Source organism: Methylobacterium sp. NEAU K, from assembly GCF_030700285.1.
Lineage (GTDB): Bacteria > Pseudomonadota > Alphaproteobacteria > Rhizobiales > Beijerinckiaceae > Methylobacterium.
Window position 1 is genome coordinate 74,393 of sequence record NZ_JAUYZJ010000002.1, and the last position, 17,010, is coordinate 91,402.

12 protein-coding genes are annotated in these 17,010 nt (G+C 71.1%); 3 read left to right on the forward strand and 9 right to left on the reverse strand.

All coding sequences use genetic code 11. The features are described from left to right. Position 1 precedes the first annotated feature (1 nt). Positions 2-1,006, reverse strand: coding sequence for an alpha/beta hydrolase (locus Q8W67_RS02025; RefSeq protein ID WP_305539940.1), 1,005 nt, complete (start codon positions 1,004-1,006; stop codon positions 2-4). A 189-nt stretch (positions 1,007-1,195) separates the two neighbouring features. Then, entirely contained in the window at positions 1,196-2,497 is a 1,302-nt protein-coding gene (locus Q8W67_RS02030; protein ID WP_305540580.1) for an RsmB/NOP family class I SAM-dependent RNA methyltransferase, read from the reverse strand. A gap of 212 nt (positions 2,498-2,709) precedes the next feature. Between Q8W67_RS02030 and Q8W67_RS02035 the strand changes: the two genes are divergently transcribed. Further along, complete coding sequence (locus Q8W67_RS02035) at positions 2,710-2,880, forward strand: hypothetical protein (protein WP_305539943.1); 171 nt, start codon at positions 2,710-2,712, stop codon at positions 2,878-2,880. A 213-nt stretch (positions 2,881-3,093) separates the two neighbouring features. Here Q8W67_RS02035 and panE read toward each other — a convergent pair whose 3' ends face one another. From panE to Q8W67_RS02050, 3 genes are all read right to left on the reverse strand, one after another. Continuing rightward, complete coding sequence (gene panE / locus Q8W67_RS02040; protein WP_305539946.1) at positions 3,094-4,038, reverse strand: 2-dehydropantoate 2-reductase; 945 nt, start codon at positions 4,036-4,038, stop codon at positions 3,094-3,096. A gap of 8 nt (positions 4,039-4,046) precedes the next feature. Then, the gene (gene guaB, locus Q8W67_RS02045) at positions 4,047-5,540 is read right to left on the reverse strand and encodes an IMP dehydrogenase (protein WP_305539948.1); all 1,494 of its coding nucleotides are present in this window, start codon (positions 5,538-5,540) and stop codon (positions 4,047-4,049) included. A gap of 170 nt (positions 5,541-5,710) precedes the next feature. Next, positions 5,711-6,616 carry a DUF3313 domain-containing protein gene (locus Q8W67_RS02050; protein ID WP_305539951.1) on the reverse strand — a complete coding sequence of 302 codons (906 nt, stop codon included), beginning with the start codon at positions 6,614-6,616 and terminating at the stop codon, positions 5,711-5,713. Between the two features lie 207 nt (positions 6,617-6,823). Here Q8W67_RS02050 and Q8W67_RS02055 point away from each other — a divergent pair, with 207 nt between their 5' ends. Then, positions 6,824-8,272 carry an MFS transporter gene (locus tag Q8W67_RS02055; RefSeq protein ID WP_305539954.1) on the forward strand — a complete coding sequence of 483 codons (1,449 nt, stop codon included), beginning with the start codon at positions 6,824-6,826 and terminating at the stop codon, positions 8,270-8,272. Here Q8W67_RS02055 and Q8W67_RS02060 read toward each other — a convergent pair whose 3' ends face one another. The 4 genes from Q8W67_RS02060 to Q8W67_RS02075 all read right to left on the reverse strand — a co-directional run bounded on the left by Q8W67_RS02060 (position 8,273) and on the right by Q8W67_RS02075 (position 11,922). Next, on the reverse strand, positions 8,273-8,800 hold the full coding sequence (locus Q8W67_RS02060) for a DoxX family protein (RefSeq protein ID WP_305539956.1): 528 nt from the start codon (positions 8,798-8,800) through the stop codon (positions 8,273-8,275). It lies immediately after the preceding gene. Positions 8,801-8,876: 76 nt separating this feature from the next. Next, positions 8,877-10,043 carry a multidrug effflux MFS transporter gene (locus Q8W67_RS02065; protein WP_305540582.1) on the reverse strand — a complete coding sequence of 389 codons (1,167 nt, stop codon included), beginning with the start codon at positions 10,041-10,043 and terminating at the stop codon, positions 8,877-8,879. Between the two features lie 192 nt (positions 10,044-10,235). Next, the gene (locus Q8W67_RS02070) at positions 10,236-11,525 is read right to left on the reverse strand and encodes an MFS transporter (protein ID WP_305539959.1); all 1,290 of its coding nucleotides are present in this window, start codon (positions 11,523-11,525) and stop codon (positions 10,236-10,238) included. 40 nt (positions 11,526-11,565) lie between these two features. Further along, positions 11,566-11,922, reverse strand: a complete 357-nt coding sequence (locus Q8W67_RS02075) for a MarR family winged helix-turn-helix transcriptional regulator (RefSeq protein ID WP_305539962.1) — start codon at positions 11,920-11,922, stop codon at positions 11,566-11,568. Positions 11,923-12,142: 220 nt separating this feature from the next. On the opposite strand from Q8W67_RS02075, the gene Q8W67_RS02080 reads away from it, so the two are divergent. Continuing rightward, positions 12,143-16,987 carry an NAD-glutamate dehydrogenase gene (locus Q8W67_RS02080; protein ID WP_305539965.1) on the forward strand — a complete coding sequence of 1,615 codons (4,845 nt, stop codon included), beginning with the start codon at positions 12,143-12,145 and terminating at the stop codon, positions 16,985-16,987. The last annotated feature ends 23 nt before the right edge of the window (positions 16,988-17,010 follow it).

Consider the following 17,010-nt stretch of genomic DNA (forward strand, 5'->3'; position numbering starts at 1 on the left):
CTCAGCTCCGCAGGAACCCGTGCAGCCGGATCCACGCCAGGAACAGACCGGGCCACGCGGCGGCCGGCGTACCGGGTGCGCCCAGTCCGAACCCGTGTCCGCCGCGCTCGAACAGGTGCAGCTCGGCCGGCACCCGCGCCTTGCGCAGGGCCGAGAACATGAGCAGCGGATGGTCGGCCACCGCGATCGGATCGTCGATCGCCTGGACCAGGAATGTCGGGGGCGTCTCGGGTCCGACCTGCAGGTCCACCGAGTAGGTCTTCATCTCCGTGGGGGTGACCTCGTCGCCCACCATGATCCGGCGCGTCCGCGTCCGGTCGAACGGCTTGCGCATGGTGATCACCGGGTAGATCAGCCCGGCCAGGACCGGTCTTACCGGCTGGGAATCCACCGCGTCCACGGCTCCGTAGAGGTCCTGGGCGCTGCCGACCGCGGTCTCGCCCATCAGGTGTCCCCCCGCCGAAAAGCCGAGGACGCCGACACGGCCCGGATCGACACCGAGTTCCGGACCCCGCGCCCGCACCAGCCGGAGGGCGCGTTGCGCGTCCTGCCGCGGCGCGTCGGGGCCCGCGCCCCAGCCTTCCGCGGGCAGGCGGTAGATCAGCAGGAAGACCGTGATGCCGGCCGCGTTCAGGACCTTGCCGACCGGAACGCCCTCGTTGCCGAGGGCGATGTACTCATAGCCGCCACCCGCCGCGACGATCATCGCGGCGCCGCTGGGATTGGCAGGCCGCATCGCCAGGAGGCAGGGCTTCGCCACCCGGGTGATGTCGCCGGTGGTGCCTTCGACGTAGCGGTATCCGTCGGCGTCGGGCCCGCTCCCGCCGCCCGGTGGATCGCCAGGCCAGAGATCGATCACCTGCAGGTCCGCGCCGGGCAGCGAGCGCGGCAGCGCACGGATCGCCTCATGGGCCGCCGGCTCCGGGGGGGCCTCCTGGGCTTTGGCCGAGCGCAGGCCGAGGGCGCTGCCCAGCCCGGCGAGGAGAAGGCGGCGGTCGAGGCGCATGGGCCGGGTCCCGGGGACGCTCAGGGCCGCAGCCGGACGTCCGTGCCATCGAGGCTGGCTCCGCCGCGAGAAGCGACGGGCCGGTGCCGAGCCTTCGCAGAGTCGACGGATGCGGACATGTCGGTCTCCTGAAACGGTCACCGACCAATGTCGGAGGACACGGGCCCGGTTCCGGGACCGCGGGCGCCCTCAGCCGCGCCGGGCGATCACCGCCACGTAGAATCCGTCGGTCCCGGTCCGCAGGGGGCTCATCTGAATCCCGTGGGCGGTCAGCCGCACCGCATCCGGCAGGGTGGCCGGACCCGCCGCCAACACGGTTTCTGCCGGTACCGCCTCGAACCGTCCGCGCCAGCGCGAGAGAAGGCCGGACACGGCCGCATCGTTCTCCGCAGGCAGCAGCGAGCAGGTGACGTAGACGATCCGGCCCCCGGGCCGCACCAGCCGCGCTGCGCGGTCGAGGACCTGGGTCTGCTCGGCGGTCCGCAGCGCGAGGCTCCCGGGCCGCAGCCGCCACTTCGCGTCGGGGTTGCGCCGCCATGTCCCCGACCCGGTGCAGGGCGCGTCGACCAGGACCCGGTCGACGGAGCCGTCGAGATCCTCCAGCACGTCGGCCCGGGCCTTGCCGCCCCGGGGCGTGCGCACTTCGGCGACGGCCCCGGACCGGCGCAGGCGCTCGTGGATCGGCGCGAGACGGCGCGGATCGCCGTCGGTGGCGATGAGGCGGGCGCCGTTGCGGGTCTGGGCCGCCATCGCCAGGGTCTTGCCGCCTCCGCCAGCGCAGAGATCGACGATGGTCTCGGCCGGGCGCGGATCCGCCAGCAGCGCGGCGAGCTGCGAGCCCTCGTCCTGGATCTCGTACCAGCCGTCCAGGAATTCGGCCTCGACGTGGAGCGCCGGGCCGCGCCCGTCGGCGCCGATCGGGATGCGCAGGCCCTGGGGCGCGTGCGGCGTCGGGACGGCACCGAATGCGGCGAGCGCCGGCATGAGGTCGTCGCGGCTGCCGCGCAGGGTGTTGACCCGGACGTCGAGCGGCGCACGCCGGGCCAGCGCCTTCAACTCTGGGATCAGGTCGTCGCCCAGCGCAGCCGTCAGCTCGGGCAGCGCGAAGGCCGGGACGTCGCCCGCCACCTCCGGCGGGGCGCCCTCCAGGGTCCCTGCGTCGAGGCGCGCGCGCTCGTCATCGCTCAGCGGCTCGGGCGCGAAGCGCTCGCCCGAGAACAGGGACGCCACCGAGGCGCTGGCGAGTCCCTGCTGGAGGCGCAGCGAACCGATCAGCACGGCGCGCGGGGCGTCCGCCCCCATGATCCAGGCTGCGGAGGCCCGCCGGCGCAGGGCGTCGTAGACCAGGCTGGCGATCCCGGCCCGGTCGCCCGAACCGGCGAAGCGGTGCGCGAGTCCCCAATCCTTGAGGGCGTCGGCCGCCGGCCGGCGCCGCTCGGCGATATCAGTCAGGACCTCGATGGCGGCGGAGCAGCGGGCGGCGGGGGTCAGGGTTCGAATCCTTCAGACTGCGTCGACGAAGACGTGAAACGGCCACGCTTGGCCCCGATGCCGCCACGATACGGCCGAGCTTCCAGCACGATCACGGATCAGACCCTGCGGCGGGCGGTCCCGCCGCGCGGGCCGGCCGCGTGTCGTATGGCATCCTTCGGCCGCAGACCAGTGTGGTCCGCCGCCGGGTATGCCTGGGAGTGCCTCAGACCATGTCCTCGCTCGTTCGTGTAACCCTGGCCGGACTGGCCGCCGCCACGCTCGCCGCGTGCGCCAGTGCTCCTGCGGCCCCCGATCTCACCCCGCCGCCGCGTCGGCCCGTCGATGCCAAGACGCAGCTCGAATACGGCAACCCGCCGCCGCCGCCGCCCGGCCGTTACTGAGGGCCGTCTCGGCTGACGCGCGCGGAAGCGCGTTCGTCCCATCCTCGACCTCGTCCCGAGGCGGCGACGCGCAGCGGAGCCCCCGATGGGGCCTTCCAGGGACCGCGAGCAGACCGGACGCCTCCTCCGAGGCCCGCTGACGCGGGCGCCTCAGGATGAGGGGGTTGGGTCGGTTGGTCCCCGACGCGGATCGCGCCGGATGCGGGGCGCGGCTCAGGCCGCCTCCCGCGCCCGCCGCGCCTCGTAGGCCTTGAGCGCGGTGTAGACCTGATCGAGAATAGGGAACGTCGCCTCGGGCACGAGCCGGCGGCCGCGGGCGATCAGGTCGCCGATCACGTGGTCTGCCTCGATCCGGCCGCCGTTCTCGATATCGCGCAGCATCGAGGCGGTGAACGTGGAGCCCGCCGCCGTGAGCTGGGCGCGCGCCCGCTCGGCGACCACGCTGCGCGGCGGGAAGCCGCTCGCCGTCGCGACCGCCGTGCACTCGGTGTGGAGGTCGGCGATGAAGGCGGCCCCGCCCGGCGACCCCACGATGTCGCCGATCGCGGCCCGCATCAGGGTCGTCGCGCCCGCGAGTGTCGCGAGGAACACCCACTTTTCCCACATCTCCAGCAGGACCACGTCGCTGAGCCGGGGCTGGAACTTCAGGCCGCGCATCAGCCCGTCGATCGCCTCGATCCGGGTCGAACGCGACCCGTCCCGCTCGCCGTAGGTGATGCTGCACAGCTCGCTCATGTGCCGGATCGCGCCGTCCGCCGTGACCGTCGCCGCGATGGCGCAGGAGCCGCCCAGCACGCGTTCCGGGCCGAAGCGGGCGTCGAGCGCGTCGAGATGGCACATGCCGTTCAGCACCGGCAGGATCGCGGTGTCCGACCCCACCGCGGGCGCCAAGTCATCGAGGGCGCTGGCGAGGTCGTAGGCCTTGCAGGACAGAAGGACGAGGTCGAACGCCCCCGACTGTGCCAGGCGGTCGGCCGTGACGGTCGGCGGGTCCGAGAGAGTCAGGTCACCGAGCGGAGAGCGCACCACGAGCCCCTTCGCGGCGAGCTTCTCCGCCCGGGCCGGCCGGACCAGGAAGGTTACGTCGGCACCCGACTCAGCGAGCCGGGCTCCGTAATATCCGCCGGTCGCGCCGGCCCCGACGATCAAGGTGCGCATCAGGATCCTCAGGTTCGGGATGGATAGTTCGGGCTCTCGCGGGTGATCGTCACGTCGTGAACATGGCTCTCGCGCAACCCGGCGTTGGTGATGCGGATGAACTTCGCCCGCTCCTGAAATTCCGGGATGGTCGCGCCGCCGACATAACCCATGGCGGCGCGCAGGCCGCCGGCCAGCTGGTGCAGCACGTTGCCCACCGGCCCCTTGTAGGGAACCTGCCCCTCGATGCCCTCCGGCACGAGCTTGTGGGTATCGTTGACCTCCGCCTGGAAGTAGCGGTCGGCCGAGCCGCGGGCCATGGCGCCCACCGAGCCCATGCCCCGGTACGACTTGTACGAGCGGCCCTGGTACAGGAAAACGTCGCCCGGAGCCTCGTCGGTGCCGGCCAGCAGGGAGCCGAGCATCGCCACGGAGGCGCCGGCTGCGATCGCCTTGGCGAGATCGCCGGAATACTTGATGCCGCCATCGGCGATGACCGGGATGCCGGCCTCGGCGGCGGCCTCCACGGCCTCCATCAGGGCGGTGAGCTGAGGCACGCCGACACCTGCCACGATGCGGGTGGTGCAGATCGAGCCCGGGCCGATGCCGACCTTGATGGCGTCGGCGCCCGCGTCGATCAGCGCCTGGGCGCCCTCGCGTGTGGCGACGTTGCCGGCCACCACCTGAACGGCGTTCGAGAGCTGCTTCACCCGGGCGACGGCGTCGAGCACTTTGATCGAGTGGCCATGGGCGGTGTCGACGACGATCACGTCGCAGCCGACGTCGATCAGGCGCTCGGCCCGCTCGAAACCGCTATCCCCCGTGGTGGTGGCGGCGGCGACCCGCAGGCGGCCCTGCTCGTCCTTCACGGCGTTCGGGTAGGCGACCCGCTTCTCGATGTCCTTGACGGTGATCAGGCCGATGCAGCGGTAATGGTCATCGACCACCAGCAGCTTCTCGATCCGGAACTGATGCAGCAGGCGCTTGGCCTCGTCCTGCGTCACGCCCTCGCGGACCGTGATCAGGCGGTCGCGGGTCATAAGCTCGGCCACCGGCTGGGCGGAGTTGGTGGCGAAGCGCACGTCCCGGTTGGTCAGGATGCCGACGAGCTTGCCGCGCGAGCCGTTCGGGCCCCGCTCGACAACCGGGATCCCGGAGATGCGGTTGCGCTTCATCACCTCGAAGGCGTCGGCGAGCGTCTCGTCCGGGTGGATGGTGATGGGGTTCATCACCATGCCGGATTCGTATTTCTTGACGAGGCGGACCTGCTCGGCCTGCTCGGCAGGCTCCAGGTTGCGGTGGATCACCCCCATACCGCCATTGGCCGCCATGGCGATGGCCATCGGCGCCTCGGTTACGGTGTCCATCGCCGAGGCGACGATCGGCAGGTTCAGCGGGATCGTGCGGGTGAGCCGCGAGGCGACGTTTACCTCGGTCGGCATCACGGAGGACGCGGCTGGCCTCAGGAGCACGTCGTCGAAGGTCAGGCCCTCGATGATCGATGCGGAGTCTACTCGGGCCATATGCCAACTTTCCTCGGACGGCGGCGCGCGTCGCGCAGCGGGATCGGGTTGGCAAGTGGCAGTATCACGGGGTCATCGACGGCGCCAATGCGCCGTCGCCGCGGTGCAGCGGGAAAACACGCATGGCTCCCCGCTTTTTTTGACGGGCTGATCGGAGCCGGCGGCTCGGTTCAGCGCATCGCCGGACCCTTAGCCGGACCCCTGGCCGGACCCTTGTCGGTGTATTCCGGCGGCAGGCCGATGTAGTCGGCCAGGATACCGTCGATCCCGGGCGCCCGGCCGAAGGCCTCGCAATCGGGGTCCAGGGGCGCTTCGCCGAGCGTGGTGACACGGATGCGGTCCCAGGTCGGAAGCGTGTTGGGTGCCGTAAAAGGATCCTCGCCGGTGGCGAGCATGAAGCCGAAATCCTGGCCGAACTCGCCGGCGAGATCGTAGGCGTCGCTCGCCCGGGAGAATCGCGGCTGGCTGGTGAACGAGTTGGCTGCCCCGCCCCAGACCATCGCGGCGCGCTGCTCGCGCCTGCGGTCCAGGGCCTCGGCCTCGACGGTGAGGCTGCCGAGCCCGATCGGCACTCGCGGGATCGGCACGCGGCCTACGCCCTCGGCGACGCTGAGCCCGAGCTGCGAGGCGACCGTCACGCCGGCCGACCCCGCGATGGTCGCGCCAGCACCGATCAGGTCTGTGGGATCGACCCGGGTGACCTGCGCCCGAACGGTCAGGTCCGCGTCGCGCCCCGAAACCACATCGTAGCGCAGCGACAGGTCGTAGCAGAGCGCCCTGTCGGCGGCGTTCGCGATCAGTCGGCGCTCGGCCTGCGTAAGCGGCGCGGCGCCCGCGACGTCGCCATGGAACGCCGTCGGGATGATGCGCACCGTGCGGGCCTTGGCCAGCGCCGGCTGGTCCACGTAGATCCGCGAGGCAGAAGCCACTTGGTCGCTCGCCTTGAGGCGATCGTATCGCGTCAGCGAGCCGCGGTCGTTCAAGAGCACGGTGCCGCAAGCCGCGACCATCGTCAGGAGAGCGACGCCGGCGGCGATCCGCGATGCGGCGCGGCGCTTGCTGGGGCTGGGAAGCATCGGTCTCCTCGTGGCCCGGCCCCATGCCGGTCTGGACGACCGGACGGCCGAATGAGGCAAACGTAGCCATGGGACCACCCGCATAAAAGGTGGCGCGCCGCCGCCGCGCAACCTGTGTTGCGCGGCGGATACAATCGCGAAACACCAGGGTGCGACTTGGTCCCCCTGCCATGCAACCGCCGCGACGCGATGCGCGTCTGCTGTCCGATGCCCGCCCCGACCCAAAGACCGCTCTGGATCGTCCCTCTGACGGTCGCCACCGCCCTGTTCATGGAGAACACCGATTCGACGGTGATCGCCACGGCACTGCCGAGCATCGCGGCGAGCCTGCACGAAGACCCGATCGCTCTGAAGCTCGCCGTGACCTCCTATCTGGTCAGCCTCGCGATCTTCATTCCGGTGAGCGGCTGGATGGCCGACCGCTACGGTTCCCGGACCGTGTTCCGTGCCGCGCTCGTCGTGTTCATGGTGGGGTCGCTGGCCTGCGCGGCCGCAAACGGGCTGGCGGGATTCGTCGCCGCGCGGTTTCTCCAGGGCATGGGCGGCGCCATGATGGTGCCGGTCGGGCGCCTCGTGGTCCTGCGCAGCGTGCCGAAGTCGCAACTCGTGACGGCGCTCGCCTATCTGACTTTTCCCGCGCTCGTCGGCCCGGTGATCGGGCCGCCGCTCGGCGGCCTGATCACCACGTGGTTCGACTGGCGCTGGATCTTCTTCATCAACCTGCCGATCGGCTGTGCCGGGATCGTGCTGGCGAGCCTGTACTTCGAGGATGTCCGCGAGACAGAACGGCCGCCGCTGGATCTGTTCGGCTTCGTACTGCTGGGCACCGGTCTCGCCGCGCTGATGCTCGGTCTCGCCTCTATGGGCCGCCATCTCCTGCCGGCGGCGCTGTCCTGGGGCTGCCTCGCCGGCGGCGCGATCCTGTTGCCGCTCTACTTCGCTCATGCCCGGCATGTCCCCCACCCGATCGTGCGTCTCGACCTGATGGATCGCCCGACCTTCCGGGTCGCGATCCTCGGCGGCAGCCTGTTCCGGGTCGGCACCGGGGCGATCCCGTTCCTGCTGCCGCTGATGCTGCAGGTCGGCTTCGGGCTCGACGCCCTGCATTCCGGGCTGATCACCTTCGCGGCCGCGGCCGGAGCCATGTTCGTGAAGACCCTGGCCCCCAGGATCCTGCGCCACCTCGGCTTCCGCCGGCTGATGGTCTGGAACGCGGTGCTCGCCTCGGCCTTTCTGGCGGTGAATGGGCTCTACACCGCCGGCACGTCTCATTGGGTCATGATCGGCCTGCTGTTCTTCGGCGGCTGCTCGCGCTCGATCCAGTTCACCTGCGTCAACGCCATCGCGTATGCCGACCTCGAATCGCGCGAGATGAGCGCGGCCACGGGCTTCGCCAGCGTCTGCCAGCAGCTCTCGCTCAGCCTCGGCGTCACGCTCGGGGCGATGGCCCTGGAGGGAACCGCCAGCCTGCATGGCCGAACCCGGATCGAGGCCACCGATTTCGGGCCGGCCTTCTTCGCCGTGGCGGTGCTCTCGGCGGCCTCCGTGTTGGCCTTCCGCAAGCTGACGCCGGATGCCGGCGCCGAGATCTCCGGCCGCAGGGTGGTGGCTGCGCCGGCGCCCGCGGCCGCCGCGATGAAGCCGCGGCACTTCTGATCAGGCTGCCGCCCGGGCGGCCGAGCGTCCGGCGGCCTTCTTGGCGCCCCCGCGCGCCGTGGAGCCCTTGCCGGTGGATTGGGCGGGGGCGCGCTTGGGGCTCGGCCGTTCGGCCGTCTGGCCGGCGCGCCAACCCTGCCAGCTCCAGGCGCCGGGACCGGTCAGGGCGTAGATCAGGAAGCCGCCCGCCAGCCCGAGATCGGCCAGCATCAGCGTCCGCTCGGCGACCGCGGCGGGGCCGGCATATTGCCAGAACGCGTGAAGAACGACGGCCGTCACCGCCGCGAAGGCGGCGAGCGCCAGCCCGGTCAGCCGCGGGAGCACGCCGAGCAGCAGCGCCAGCGGGCCGAACACCTGCACGACCACTGCGGCCGTGGCCGTGGCGTTCGGGAACGGCATGCCGCTGCCCGCCAGGGTCAGCGCGAAGCCGGAGACGTTCAGTGCCCGCGCGATCCCGGTGGGGAGGAGTGCGGCCGCCAGCAGCAGGCGCGCGGCGAGAAGGGTTCCGTCCTGGGCGCGGGCGATCATGTGCGGGTCCGGTCGGCTGGAGGGCTGCCCGGAGGCTGGCGGCTTCCGTTGAAGACCGCGTTAAGCCCGCGCGAATTCAGGTGGATGCGCCACCTCGCAACAGCCGGCCGCGCTCGGTCCAGGCCACCGCCAGGAGCGCGAGGCCGCCGAGCCCGGCGTAGCCGATCGCGACCGGCAATACGGTGCCGTCGAAGGACTGGCCGATCAGGTAGCCGCAGAACGCGCCGAGGATCGTCGTGTAGAAGCCCAGGAACGAGGAGGCCGTGCCGGCGATGGCGCCGAGCGGCTCCAGCGCGAGCGCGTTGAAGTTGGGCATCGCGAAGCTGATCAGGAACTGATTGAGCGCCAGGAGTGACAGGTACAGCCCCAGCGGCGGATGGCCGTGAAAGGCGAGGCCGACGCCGACCTGGCACAGGCCGACCACCGTGAAGGCGGCGACGCCCAATTGCGACAACATCCGCATCCCGAGCCGCCGGACGATACGGGCGTTGATCAGCGTGGCCGTCCCCATGGCGCCCGCCACGAGGCCGAATGCCAGCGGGAAAAGCGGGCCGAGGTGATAGAGCCCGGTGTCGAACACCTGCTGGGCCGATCCGACATAGCCCATGATGCAGCCGGTCAGCAGGCCGAGCGCCGTGGCATAGCCGACGGCGACGCGGGTCCTGAGGGTCATGCGGACCGCATCCCAGGTCGCCGCCAGGGAGAGCGGGCGGCGGTATTCCGGATGCAGCGTCTCCGGCATGCGAATGGAGAACCAGAGCGCCAGCCAGAAGGCCAGGACCAGCATCGAGACGAAGACGTAGACCCAGGAGCCCAGCGCCAGCATCATCCCGCCGATCGCCGGAGCGATCATCGGGACGATCAGGAACACCATCATGGTGAGCGACATCACGCTCGCCATCTCGCGTCCCGAGAAGCGGTCGCGTACGATTGCCACCGAGAGCACGCGCCCGCCGGCCGCGCCCATGCCCTGGACGATCCGGGCCGCCAGCAGCCAGCCGAAGCTCGGCGCCACCATGGCGAGCGCGCAGCCGACGACGTAGACCGCAAGACTCGCCAGCAGCACAGGGCGCCGGCCGAACGTATCCGAGACCGGCCCGTACACGATCTGCGCGAGGCCGAACCCGATCATGTAGACGTAGACGAGGAGCTGCAGCCGGTTCGGATCGGGCACGGAGAACCGCGCCTCGATCGCCGGGAAGGCCGGCAGCAGGTTGTCGATCGAGATCGCGGTCACCGCCATCATCAGCGCGACGATGGCGACGAATTCGGTGAAGCCCGGCCCCGACCATGGGCGCGGGGCACGAACCGGCTGGACCGGCGGTATCGGCCGGGTCGCGACTGTCACGGCGCACTCTCGGGATGCGATGGGGTCGCCCGATCAGGGCGCGCCCATCGCGGCACACGTGTGACGGGCGCTCCCGTTGCGTGCAGCTCAGGCCGGCAGCGGACGCAGGGCCGGCTCGCGCGGCTCGCGCCGGCCCACGAAGGACGCCATCAGCGCCGCCACGAGGCAGAGCAGCCCCGCCGACACGAAGGCGCCGAGATAGCTGCCCGTGTCGGTCCGGACGTAGCCGGCGAGCCAGGCGGCCGAGGCGGCGCCGATCTGGTGGGCGGCCGCGATCCAGCCGAACATCAGCGCGGCATTCTCCTCGCCGAAGGATTTTCCCGCGAGCTGCACGGTGGGAGGGACCGTGGCGATCCAGTCGAGCCCGTAGAAGACCGCGAACAGCGACAACCCGTAGAAGCTGTAGTCGAACGAGTAGGGCAGGAAGATCAGCGACAGGCCCCGCAGTCCGTAATACCACGCGAGCAGCTTGCGTGAATCGAACCGGTCGGTAAGCCAGCCCGAGGCCGTGGTGCCGATGAGGTCGCAGATGCCCATCAGCGCGAGCAGGCCGGCGGCCGTCACCTCGGCGATGCCGTGGTCGATGCAGGCGGGGATCAGGTGTGTCCCGATCAGCCCGTTGGTCGAGGCGCCGCAGATGAAGAACGTCCCGGCCAGCAGCCAGAAGTCCCGGGAGCGCAGGCCCACCTGCAGGCCGCGCAGCGCCCGCCGGGCCGGGTTCTCGGTGAGGACCGGCGTCGGCGTCACCGCGGTCTCGCCGTAGCGGGGCAGGCCGAGATCCGCCGGCCGATCGCGCAGCAGCAGGGCGGCCACCGGGATCAGCACCAGAGTCGCGGCGGCGACCACCAGCGAGACCGAGCGCCAGCCCTGCCCGACCGCCAGCGACGCCAGCATTGGCAGGAAGACCAGCTGCCCCGTCGCGCTGCTCGCCGTGAGCATCCCGAGCACCAGGCCCCGGCGCTTGGCGAACCAGCGCCCGGCCACGGTGGCGCCCAGCACGTTGGCGACCATGCCCGAGCCGGAGCCGACCACGATGCCCCACAGCAGAACCATCTGCCACGGCGCGGTCATCAGGCTCGTGGCCGCGGTCCCGACCGCCAGGATGAGGAGCGCTCCGCAGACCGACCGCCGCAGGCCGAAGCGTTCGATGATCGCAACAGCGAACGGCCCGATCATCCCGTACAGGAAGATATTGAGCGCGATCCCGACCCCGATCGTCGCCGCGGTCCAGCCGAATTCCCGCTCCCACGGCACGATCAGCACGCTCGGCGTGGCCCGCACGCCGGCTCCCACGAGCAGCACCAGGAAGGTCACCGCCGCGACGATCCACGCATAGTGCATGCGCGGCGCGAGGCGCGTCTCGATGGGGACGGACATGTTCGGGCTCCGGGGGATGAGACGGCCTGATTCGAATCGGTCAGGAGGCGGAGATCAGGGCCTTAGCCAGGGCAGCGACGGCACGAGGCTCGATCTTCGCGTTGATGCGCGCCTGCGCGGCCCGCCAATAGGGCATCGCCCGCGCCAGAGCCTCACGGCCCGGATCGGTGAGGGTGACGACGCGCGCGCGCGCATCCGCCACCCCGGCGGCGATCGACACGAGGCCGCGCCGCTCCAGCGGATCCAGGTTGCGCCCCATGGTGGTGCGCTCCAGGGCCGCCTCCGCGGCCAGCCGCGTCACCGGGGTCGGCCCCAGCCGGTCCAGGAGACGCAGGATCGCGAACTGCGTGACCCGCAGCCCCGCCGGGCGCAGGGCCGCGTCATAGGCCGTGGTCACGGCCCGCGTTGCGCGGCGAAGCGCCGAGCAGGTGCAGGGTTCATTGGGAGAATCGGTCGTCACGATACGTGTATATGCACGGATTTCGACGCGCACAAGCCGGTCCTGACGGTTCGTCGCGTTCGACATGCGAAGGCCGGCAAATGCGCCGGGCTGTCATCGACATGGCGGATCACCCTGCTATCGCTGCAGGGAAGGCACCCGGTCCGGGAGAGGCGCGATGACACTCGAAACCGCCACGGCGTTGTCATCCTCGGAAGAGAAGTCGGCCCGCACCGGGCTCATCGAGGCGGCCGCCGAAATCGTCGCCGAGCAGGGCGGCCCCGGCGGCTTCGTGCGCGACCTGTACGGGCGCGTGACCCCCGAGGACCTCGCCCCCTACCCGGCCGGCGCGCTGGCCGATCTCGCGGCCCGGGCCCGGGCGCTCCTGTCCGAACCGCGCAAGCCCGGCGACAGGGCGCGGGTGCGCCTGAGCGATGCCGAGGTCGTCCGGGACGGCCGGCCGTGCGAGATCACGATCCTGCAGGTCGTCAACGACAACCGACCGTTCCTTCTGGATTCAACCCTGGCCGAGCTGACCGAGCAGGGCCTGTCGCCGGACCTCGTCGCCCACCCGATCCTTGGGGTCGAGCGCGACCCGGATGGGACGCTGGTCCGGGTGGTCGGCGAGACGACGGCGGACGCCCAGGGCAGCCTCGCGCGCGAGAGCTTCATCCACATCCATCTCGACCATGTCGACATCGACGCCCGCGAGCGTCTCGTCGACGCTCTCGCCCAGGTCTACCGCGACGTGGCGCTGGCGACCGACGACTACCAAGCCATGCTGGGCCGCCTCTCGGACCTCGCCGAGAGCCTGGGCCGCGCACCCTCCCCGCTGCCGGAGGCCGAGACGGCCGAGGCCCGCGCGTTCCTGGAATGGCTGAGGGACGGGCAGTTCCTGCTGCTCGGGATGCGCGAGCACGGCATCGCCGGCGATACGCACCCGCTGATCGAGGGCTCGAGCCTCGGGGTGCTGCGTGACCCCGAGGCGACGCCCCTGCGCCGGGGAGGGACACCGGTCGACTACACGCCGGAGATCCTCACCTTCCTGGAGGAGCCGCAGGCGCTCATCATCACCAAGGCGAGCGTGAAGTCCCGCGTCCACCGGGCCGCCTATCTCGACTACGTCGGCGTCAAGCTCTTCTCCGGGGTCGGCAAGCTCTCGGGCGAAGTTCGGATCGTCGGCCTGTTCACCGCCTCGGCCTATACCAGCCCCGCGCGGGAGGTGCCGGTCCTGCGCCGCAAGGTCGAGGCGGTGTCGGAACGGGCGGGCCTCGACCCGACGAGCCATGCCGGGCGCAGCCTGCTCGCGGTCCTGGAGACCTACCCGCGCGACGAGCTGTTCCAGATCGAAGTCGATCGGCTCTTCCGGTTCACCCTGGCCATCGCCAACCTCGCCGACAGGCCGCGGATCCGCGTGCTTTCGCGCCCGGACCGGTTCGGCCGCTTCGTCTCGCTGCTCGTCTACGTCCCGAAGGACCGCTACGATTCGACCGTGCGCGCCCGGATCGGCGCCTATCTGGCCGAGGTCTATGCCGGCAGCCTCGCCGCGGCCTATCCCGACTTCCCGGAAGGGCCGCTGGCCCGCACCCACTTCATTATCGGCCTGCCCGATCAGGTCAGGCCGCAGCAGGATCCCGCCGTCCTCGAAACCGGCATCGCATCCCTGGTCCGCACCTGGGGCGACGGCCTGCGCGCGGCGCTCGCCGAGGCCCATGACGGCGACCGGGCCCGCCTCCTCGCCGCCCGCTACGCCGACGCGTTCACGGCCGCCTACCGGGACAATTTCCAGCCCGACACGGCGGTCGCGGATGTGGCCATCCTCGAAGCGCTGAGCGAGGCACAGCCGCGCGCCGTGCAACTGGGACGCCGGGTCTCGGATCCCGCCGCGCAGGTCCGCCTGAAGGTGTTCTCCCGCGGCACCGCGATCACCCTGTCCGATCGCGTGCCGGGGCTCGAGAATCTCGGCTTCCGGGTGATCAACGAGCGCACCTATCGCGTCATGCCCGCCGGATCGGACGAGGCCGCCCGGATCTGGCTGCATGACATGCTGATCGAGCGTGCCACCGGGGCCGACATCGATCTGGCGGCGCTGGAGCGCCCTCTCGAGGCCGCGATGCTGGCGATCGCCGACGGAGCCGCGGAATCCGACGGCTACAACCGGCTGGTCCTCGAAGCGGCACTCGCCTGGCGTGATGCGGCCCTCTTGCGGGCGCTCGGCCGCTACCTGCGCCAGCTGCGCATCCGCTACGGGCAGGATTACCTGGCCGGCACGCTCAGCCGTCATCCCGAGATCGCCCGGGCGATCGTCACCCTGTTCCGGGTACGCTTCGACCCGGAGGCGGACGGAAATCGCGCGGCACGGGAGGCGGAGGTCCGTGCCGGCATCGAGTCGGCGCTCGCGGACGTAACCAGCCTTGACGACGACCGGATCCTGCGTCGGTTCGTCAACCTCGTCGAGGCGGCGGTGCGGACCAACTTCTTCCAGAAGGCCGAGGGCGGCGGCCCCCGGGAGACGATCAGCTTCAAATTCGCCTGCGCCAAGGTGACGGCGATGCCGCTTCCGCGGCCGCTCTTCGAAATCTTCGTCTATTCACCCCGGGTGGAGGGCGTGCACCTGCGCTTCGGCTACGTCGCCCGCGGCGGCCTCCGCTGGTCGGACCGGCCGGAGGATTTCCGTACCGAGATCCTGGGCCTCGTGAAGGCGCAGCAGGTGAAGAACGCCGTGATCGTCCCGGTGGGCGCCAAGGGCGGCTTCTATCCCAAGCGGTTGCCCCCGGCCTCCGACCGCTCGGCCTGGCTGCAGGAGGGGACCGAGAGCTACCGGATCTTCATCCGCACGCTCTTGGAACTCACCGACAACATCGTCGACCAGGCGATCGTGCCACCGCCGGACACGGTGCGGCACGATTCCGACGACGCTTACCTGGTGGTGGCGGCCGACAAGGGTACAGCCACCTTCTCCGACATCGCCAACGCGCTCTCCCTGGAGAAGGGCCACTGGCTCGGCGACGCCTTCGCGTCCGGAGGCAGCCAGGGCTACGACCACAAGGGCATGGGCATCACCGCCCGGGGCGCCTGGGAGGCGGTGCGCCGCCATTTCCGAGAGATCGATGTGGACGTGCAGACCGACCCGATCACGGTGGTCGGGGTCGGCGACATGTCGGGCGATGTGTTCGGCAACGGCATGCTTCTGTCCGAGAGCATCCGCCTGCTTGCGGCCTTCGACCACCGCGACATCTTCCTCGACCCGAATCCCGATGCGGCCCGCAGCTTTGCCGAGCGCCGGCGTCTGTTCGATCTCGGACGCTCCTCCTGGGCGGATTACGACCGTTCCCTCATCTCCGAAGGCGGCGGGGTGTTCTCGCGCAGCCTGAAGACGATCCCGCTCTCGGAGCCTGTCCGCGCGGCCCTCGGATTCGACCGCCCGGAGGCGACGCCGACCGAGCTGATGCAGGCGATCCTGAAGGCCCCGGCCGACCTGCTGTGGTTCGGCGGAATCGGCACCTATGTCCGCGCAACCACGGAGACCGACGAGGACGCCGGCGACCGGGCCAACGATGCCGTGCGCATCACCGGGCCGGAGCTGCGGGTGAAGGCGATCGGCGAGGGCGCCAATCTCGGCCTGACCCAGCGCGGGCGCATCGAGGCGGCCCGTGCGGGCGTGCGGCTCAACACCGATGCCATCGACAACTCGGCCGGCGTGAACACCTCGGACGTCGAGGTAAACATCAAGATCGCCCTGATGATCCCCGAGCGCGACGGGCGGCTCGACTACGCTGCGCGCAACCAGTTGCTCGCGGCGATGACCGACGAGGTCGGTCGCCTCGTCCTGCGCAACAACGAATTGCAGACGCTCAGTCTGTCACTCGCCCAGCGCGGCGGCCTCGGTGAGACCGGCTTCGCGATGCGGACCATGCAGGCGCTGGAGGCGGAAGGGCGCCTCGACCGCGCGGTCGAGTTCCTGCCGGACGACGGTGCGATCGCGGAGCGCATGCGCCGCGGCGAGGGGCTGACCCGGCCGGAATACGCGGTGCTGCTGGCCTACGCCAAGCTGTCGCTGCACGACGCGATCCTGGCGAGCGCCGTGCCGAACGATCCCTATTTCGACCGCGAATTGCAGCGCTACTTCCCGAAGGCCCTGCGCGAACAGTTCCCGGACGCCGTGAAGGGGCATCGGCTGCGCCGGGAGATCATCGCCACCGCGCTCGCCAACATCATCGTCAACCGCGGCGGCCCGTCGCTGGTGACGCGCCTCGTCGACGGCACCGGCGCCGATGCGGCGACCATCGCGAAGGCCTACGCGGTGACGCGAGACGCCTTCGGGCTGATGGAGCTGAACCTCGCCATCGACGGGCTCGCCGGCAGGATCTCGGGCGAGGGCCAGCTCGGCCTCTACGCCGAAGTACAGGACCTGCTGGCCAACCGCATCGTCTGGTTCATCCGCAACCTCGACCTGACCGGCGGCCTCTCGCCGGTCGTCGCGCGCTATCGCGACGGGGTCGCAGCGGTCGAGGCGGCGCTCCCGAAGGTGCTGGGCGCGGAGGCCTTGGCGGCGATCACGGACCGCGCGACGGAACTGGCCGATTACGGGATGCCCCCGGATCAGGCCCGGCGGCTCGCCTCCCTGACCGCGCTCATCTCCGCGCCCGACATTGTACGCGTGGCCGAGGCCAGCGGCCGACCGGTACAGGAGGTGGCGGCGACCCACTTCGCGCTGGAGCACGCCTTCCGCCTGGACGAACTGGCGGCGGCGGCGCGGACCGTGCCGGTGGCCGATACTTTCGACCGGGTGGCTCTGGAGCGGGCCGTGGCGGGCATCGCCGCTGCCCATCGCAAGCTCACCGCCGAGGTCGTGGCCGACCTGGGCGCGGGTCAGGAGGCGGTGGAAGCCTGGTCCCGGGCCCGCGGCGCACCGCTCGCGCGCATCCGCGGCGCGGTTGATGCGATCAGCGCCTCGGGCCTGACGGTCTCCAAGGCGACCGTGGCGGCGAGCCTGCTCGGCGACCTCGTCAGAGCCGACTGACGGATCGCGCGCCGCCGGCCTGC

Excerpts from the sequence above, each read along its gene's own strand:
- Q8W67_RS02025 (WP_305539940.1), bottom strand. The coding sequence starts at position 1,006 with ATGCGCCTCGACCGCCGCCTTCTCCTCGCCGGGCTGGGCAGCGCCCTC.
- Q8W67_RS02035 (WP_305539943.1), top strand. The coding sequence starts at position 2,710 with ATGTCCTCGCTCGTTCGTGTAACCCTGGCCGGACTGGCCGCCGCCACG.
- panE (WP_305539946.1), bottom strand. The coding sequence starts at position 4,038 with ATGCGCACCTTGATCGTCGGGGCCGGCGCGACCGGCGGATATTACGGA.
- guaB (WP_305539948.1), bottom strand. The coding sequence starts at position 5,540 with ATGGCCCGAGTAGACTCCGCATCGATCATCGAGGGCCTGACCTTCGAC.
- Q8W67_RS02050 (WP_305539951.1), bottom strand. The coding sequence starts at position 6,616 with ATGCTTCCCAGCCCCAGCAAGCGCCGCGCCGCATCGCGGATCGCCGCC.
- Q8W67_RS02055 (WP_305539954.1), top strand. The coding sequence starts at position 6,824 with ATGCCCGCCCCGACCCAAAGACCGCTCTGGATCGTCCCTCTGACGGTC.
- Q8W67_RS02060 (WP_305539956.1), bottom strand. The coding sequence starts at position 8,800 with ATGATCGCCCGCGCCCAGGACGGAACCCTTCTCGCCGCGCGCCTGCTG.
- Q8W67_RS02065 (WP_305540582.1), bottom strand. The coding sequence starts at position 10,043 with ATGGCGGTGACCGCGATCTCGATCGACAACCTGCTGCCGGCCTTCCCG.
- Q8W67_RS02070 (WP_305539959.1), bottom strand. The coding sequence starts at position 11,525 with ATGTCCGTCCCCATCGAGACGCGCCTCGCGCCGCGCATGCACTATGCG.
- Q8W67_RS02080 (WP_305539965.1), top strand. The coding sequence starts at position 12,143 with ATGACACTCGAAACCGCCACGGCGTTGTCATCCTCGGAAGAGAAGTCG.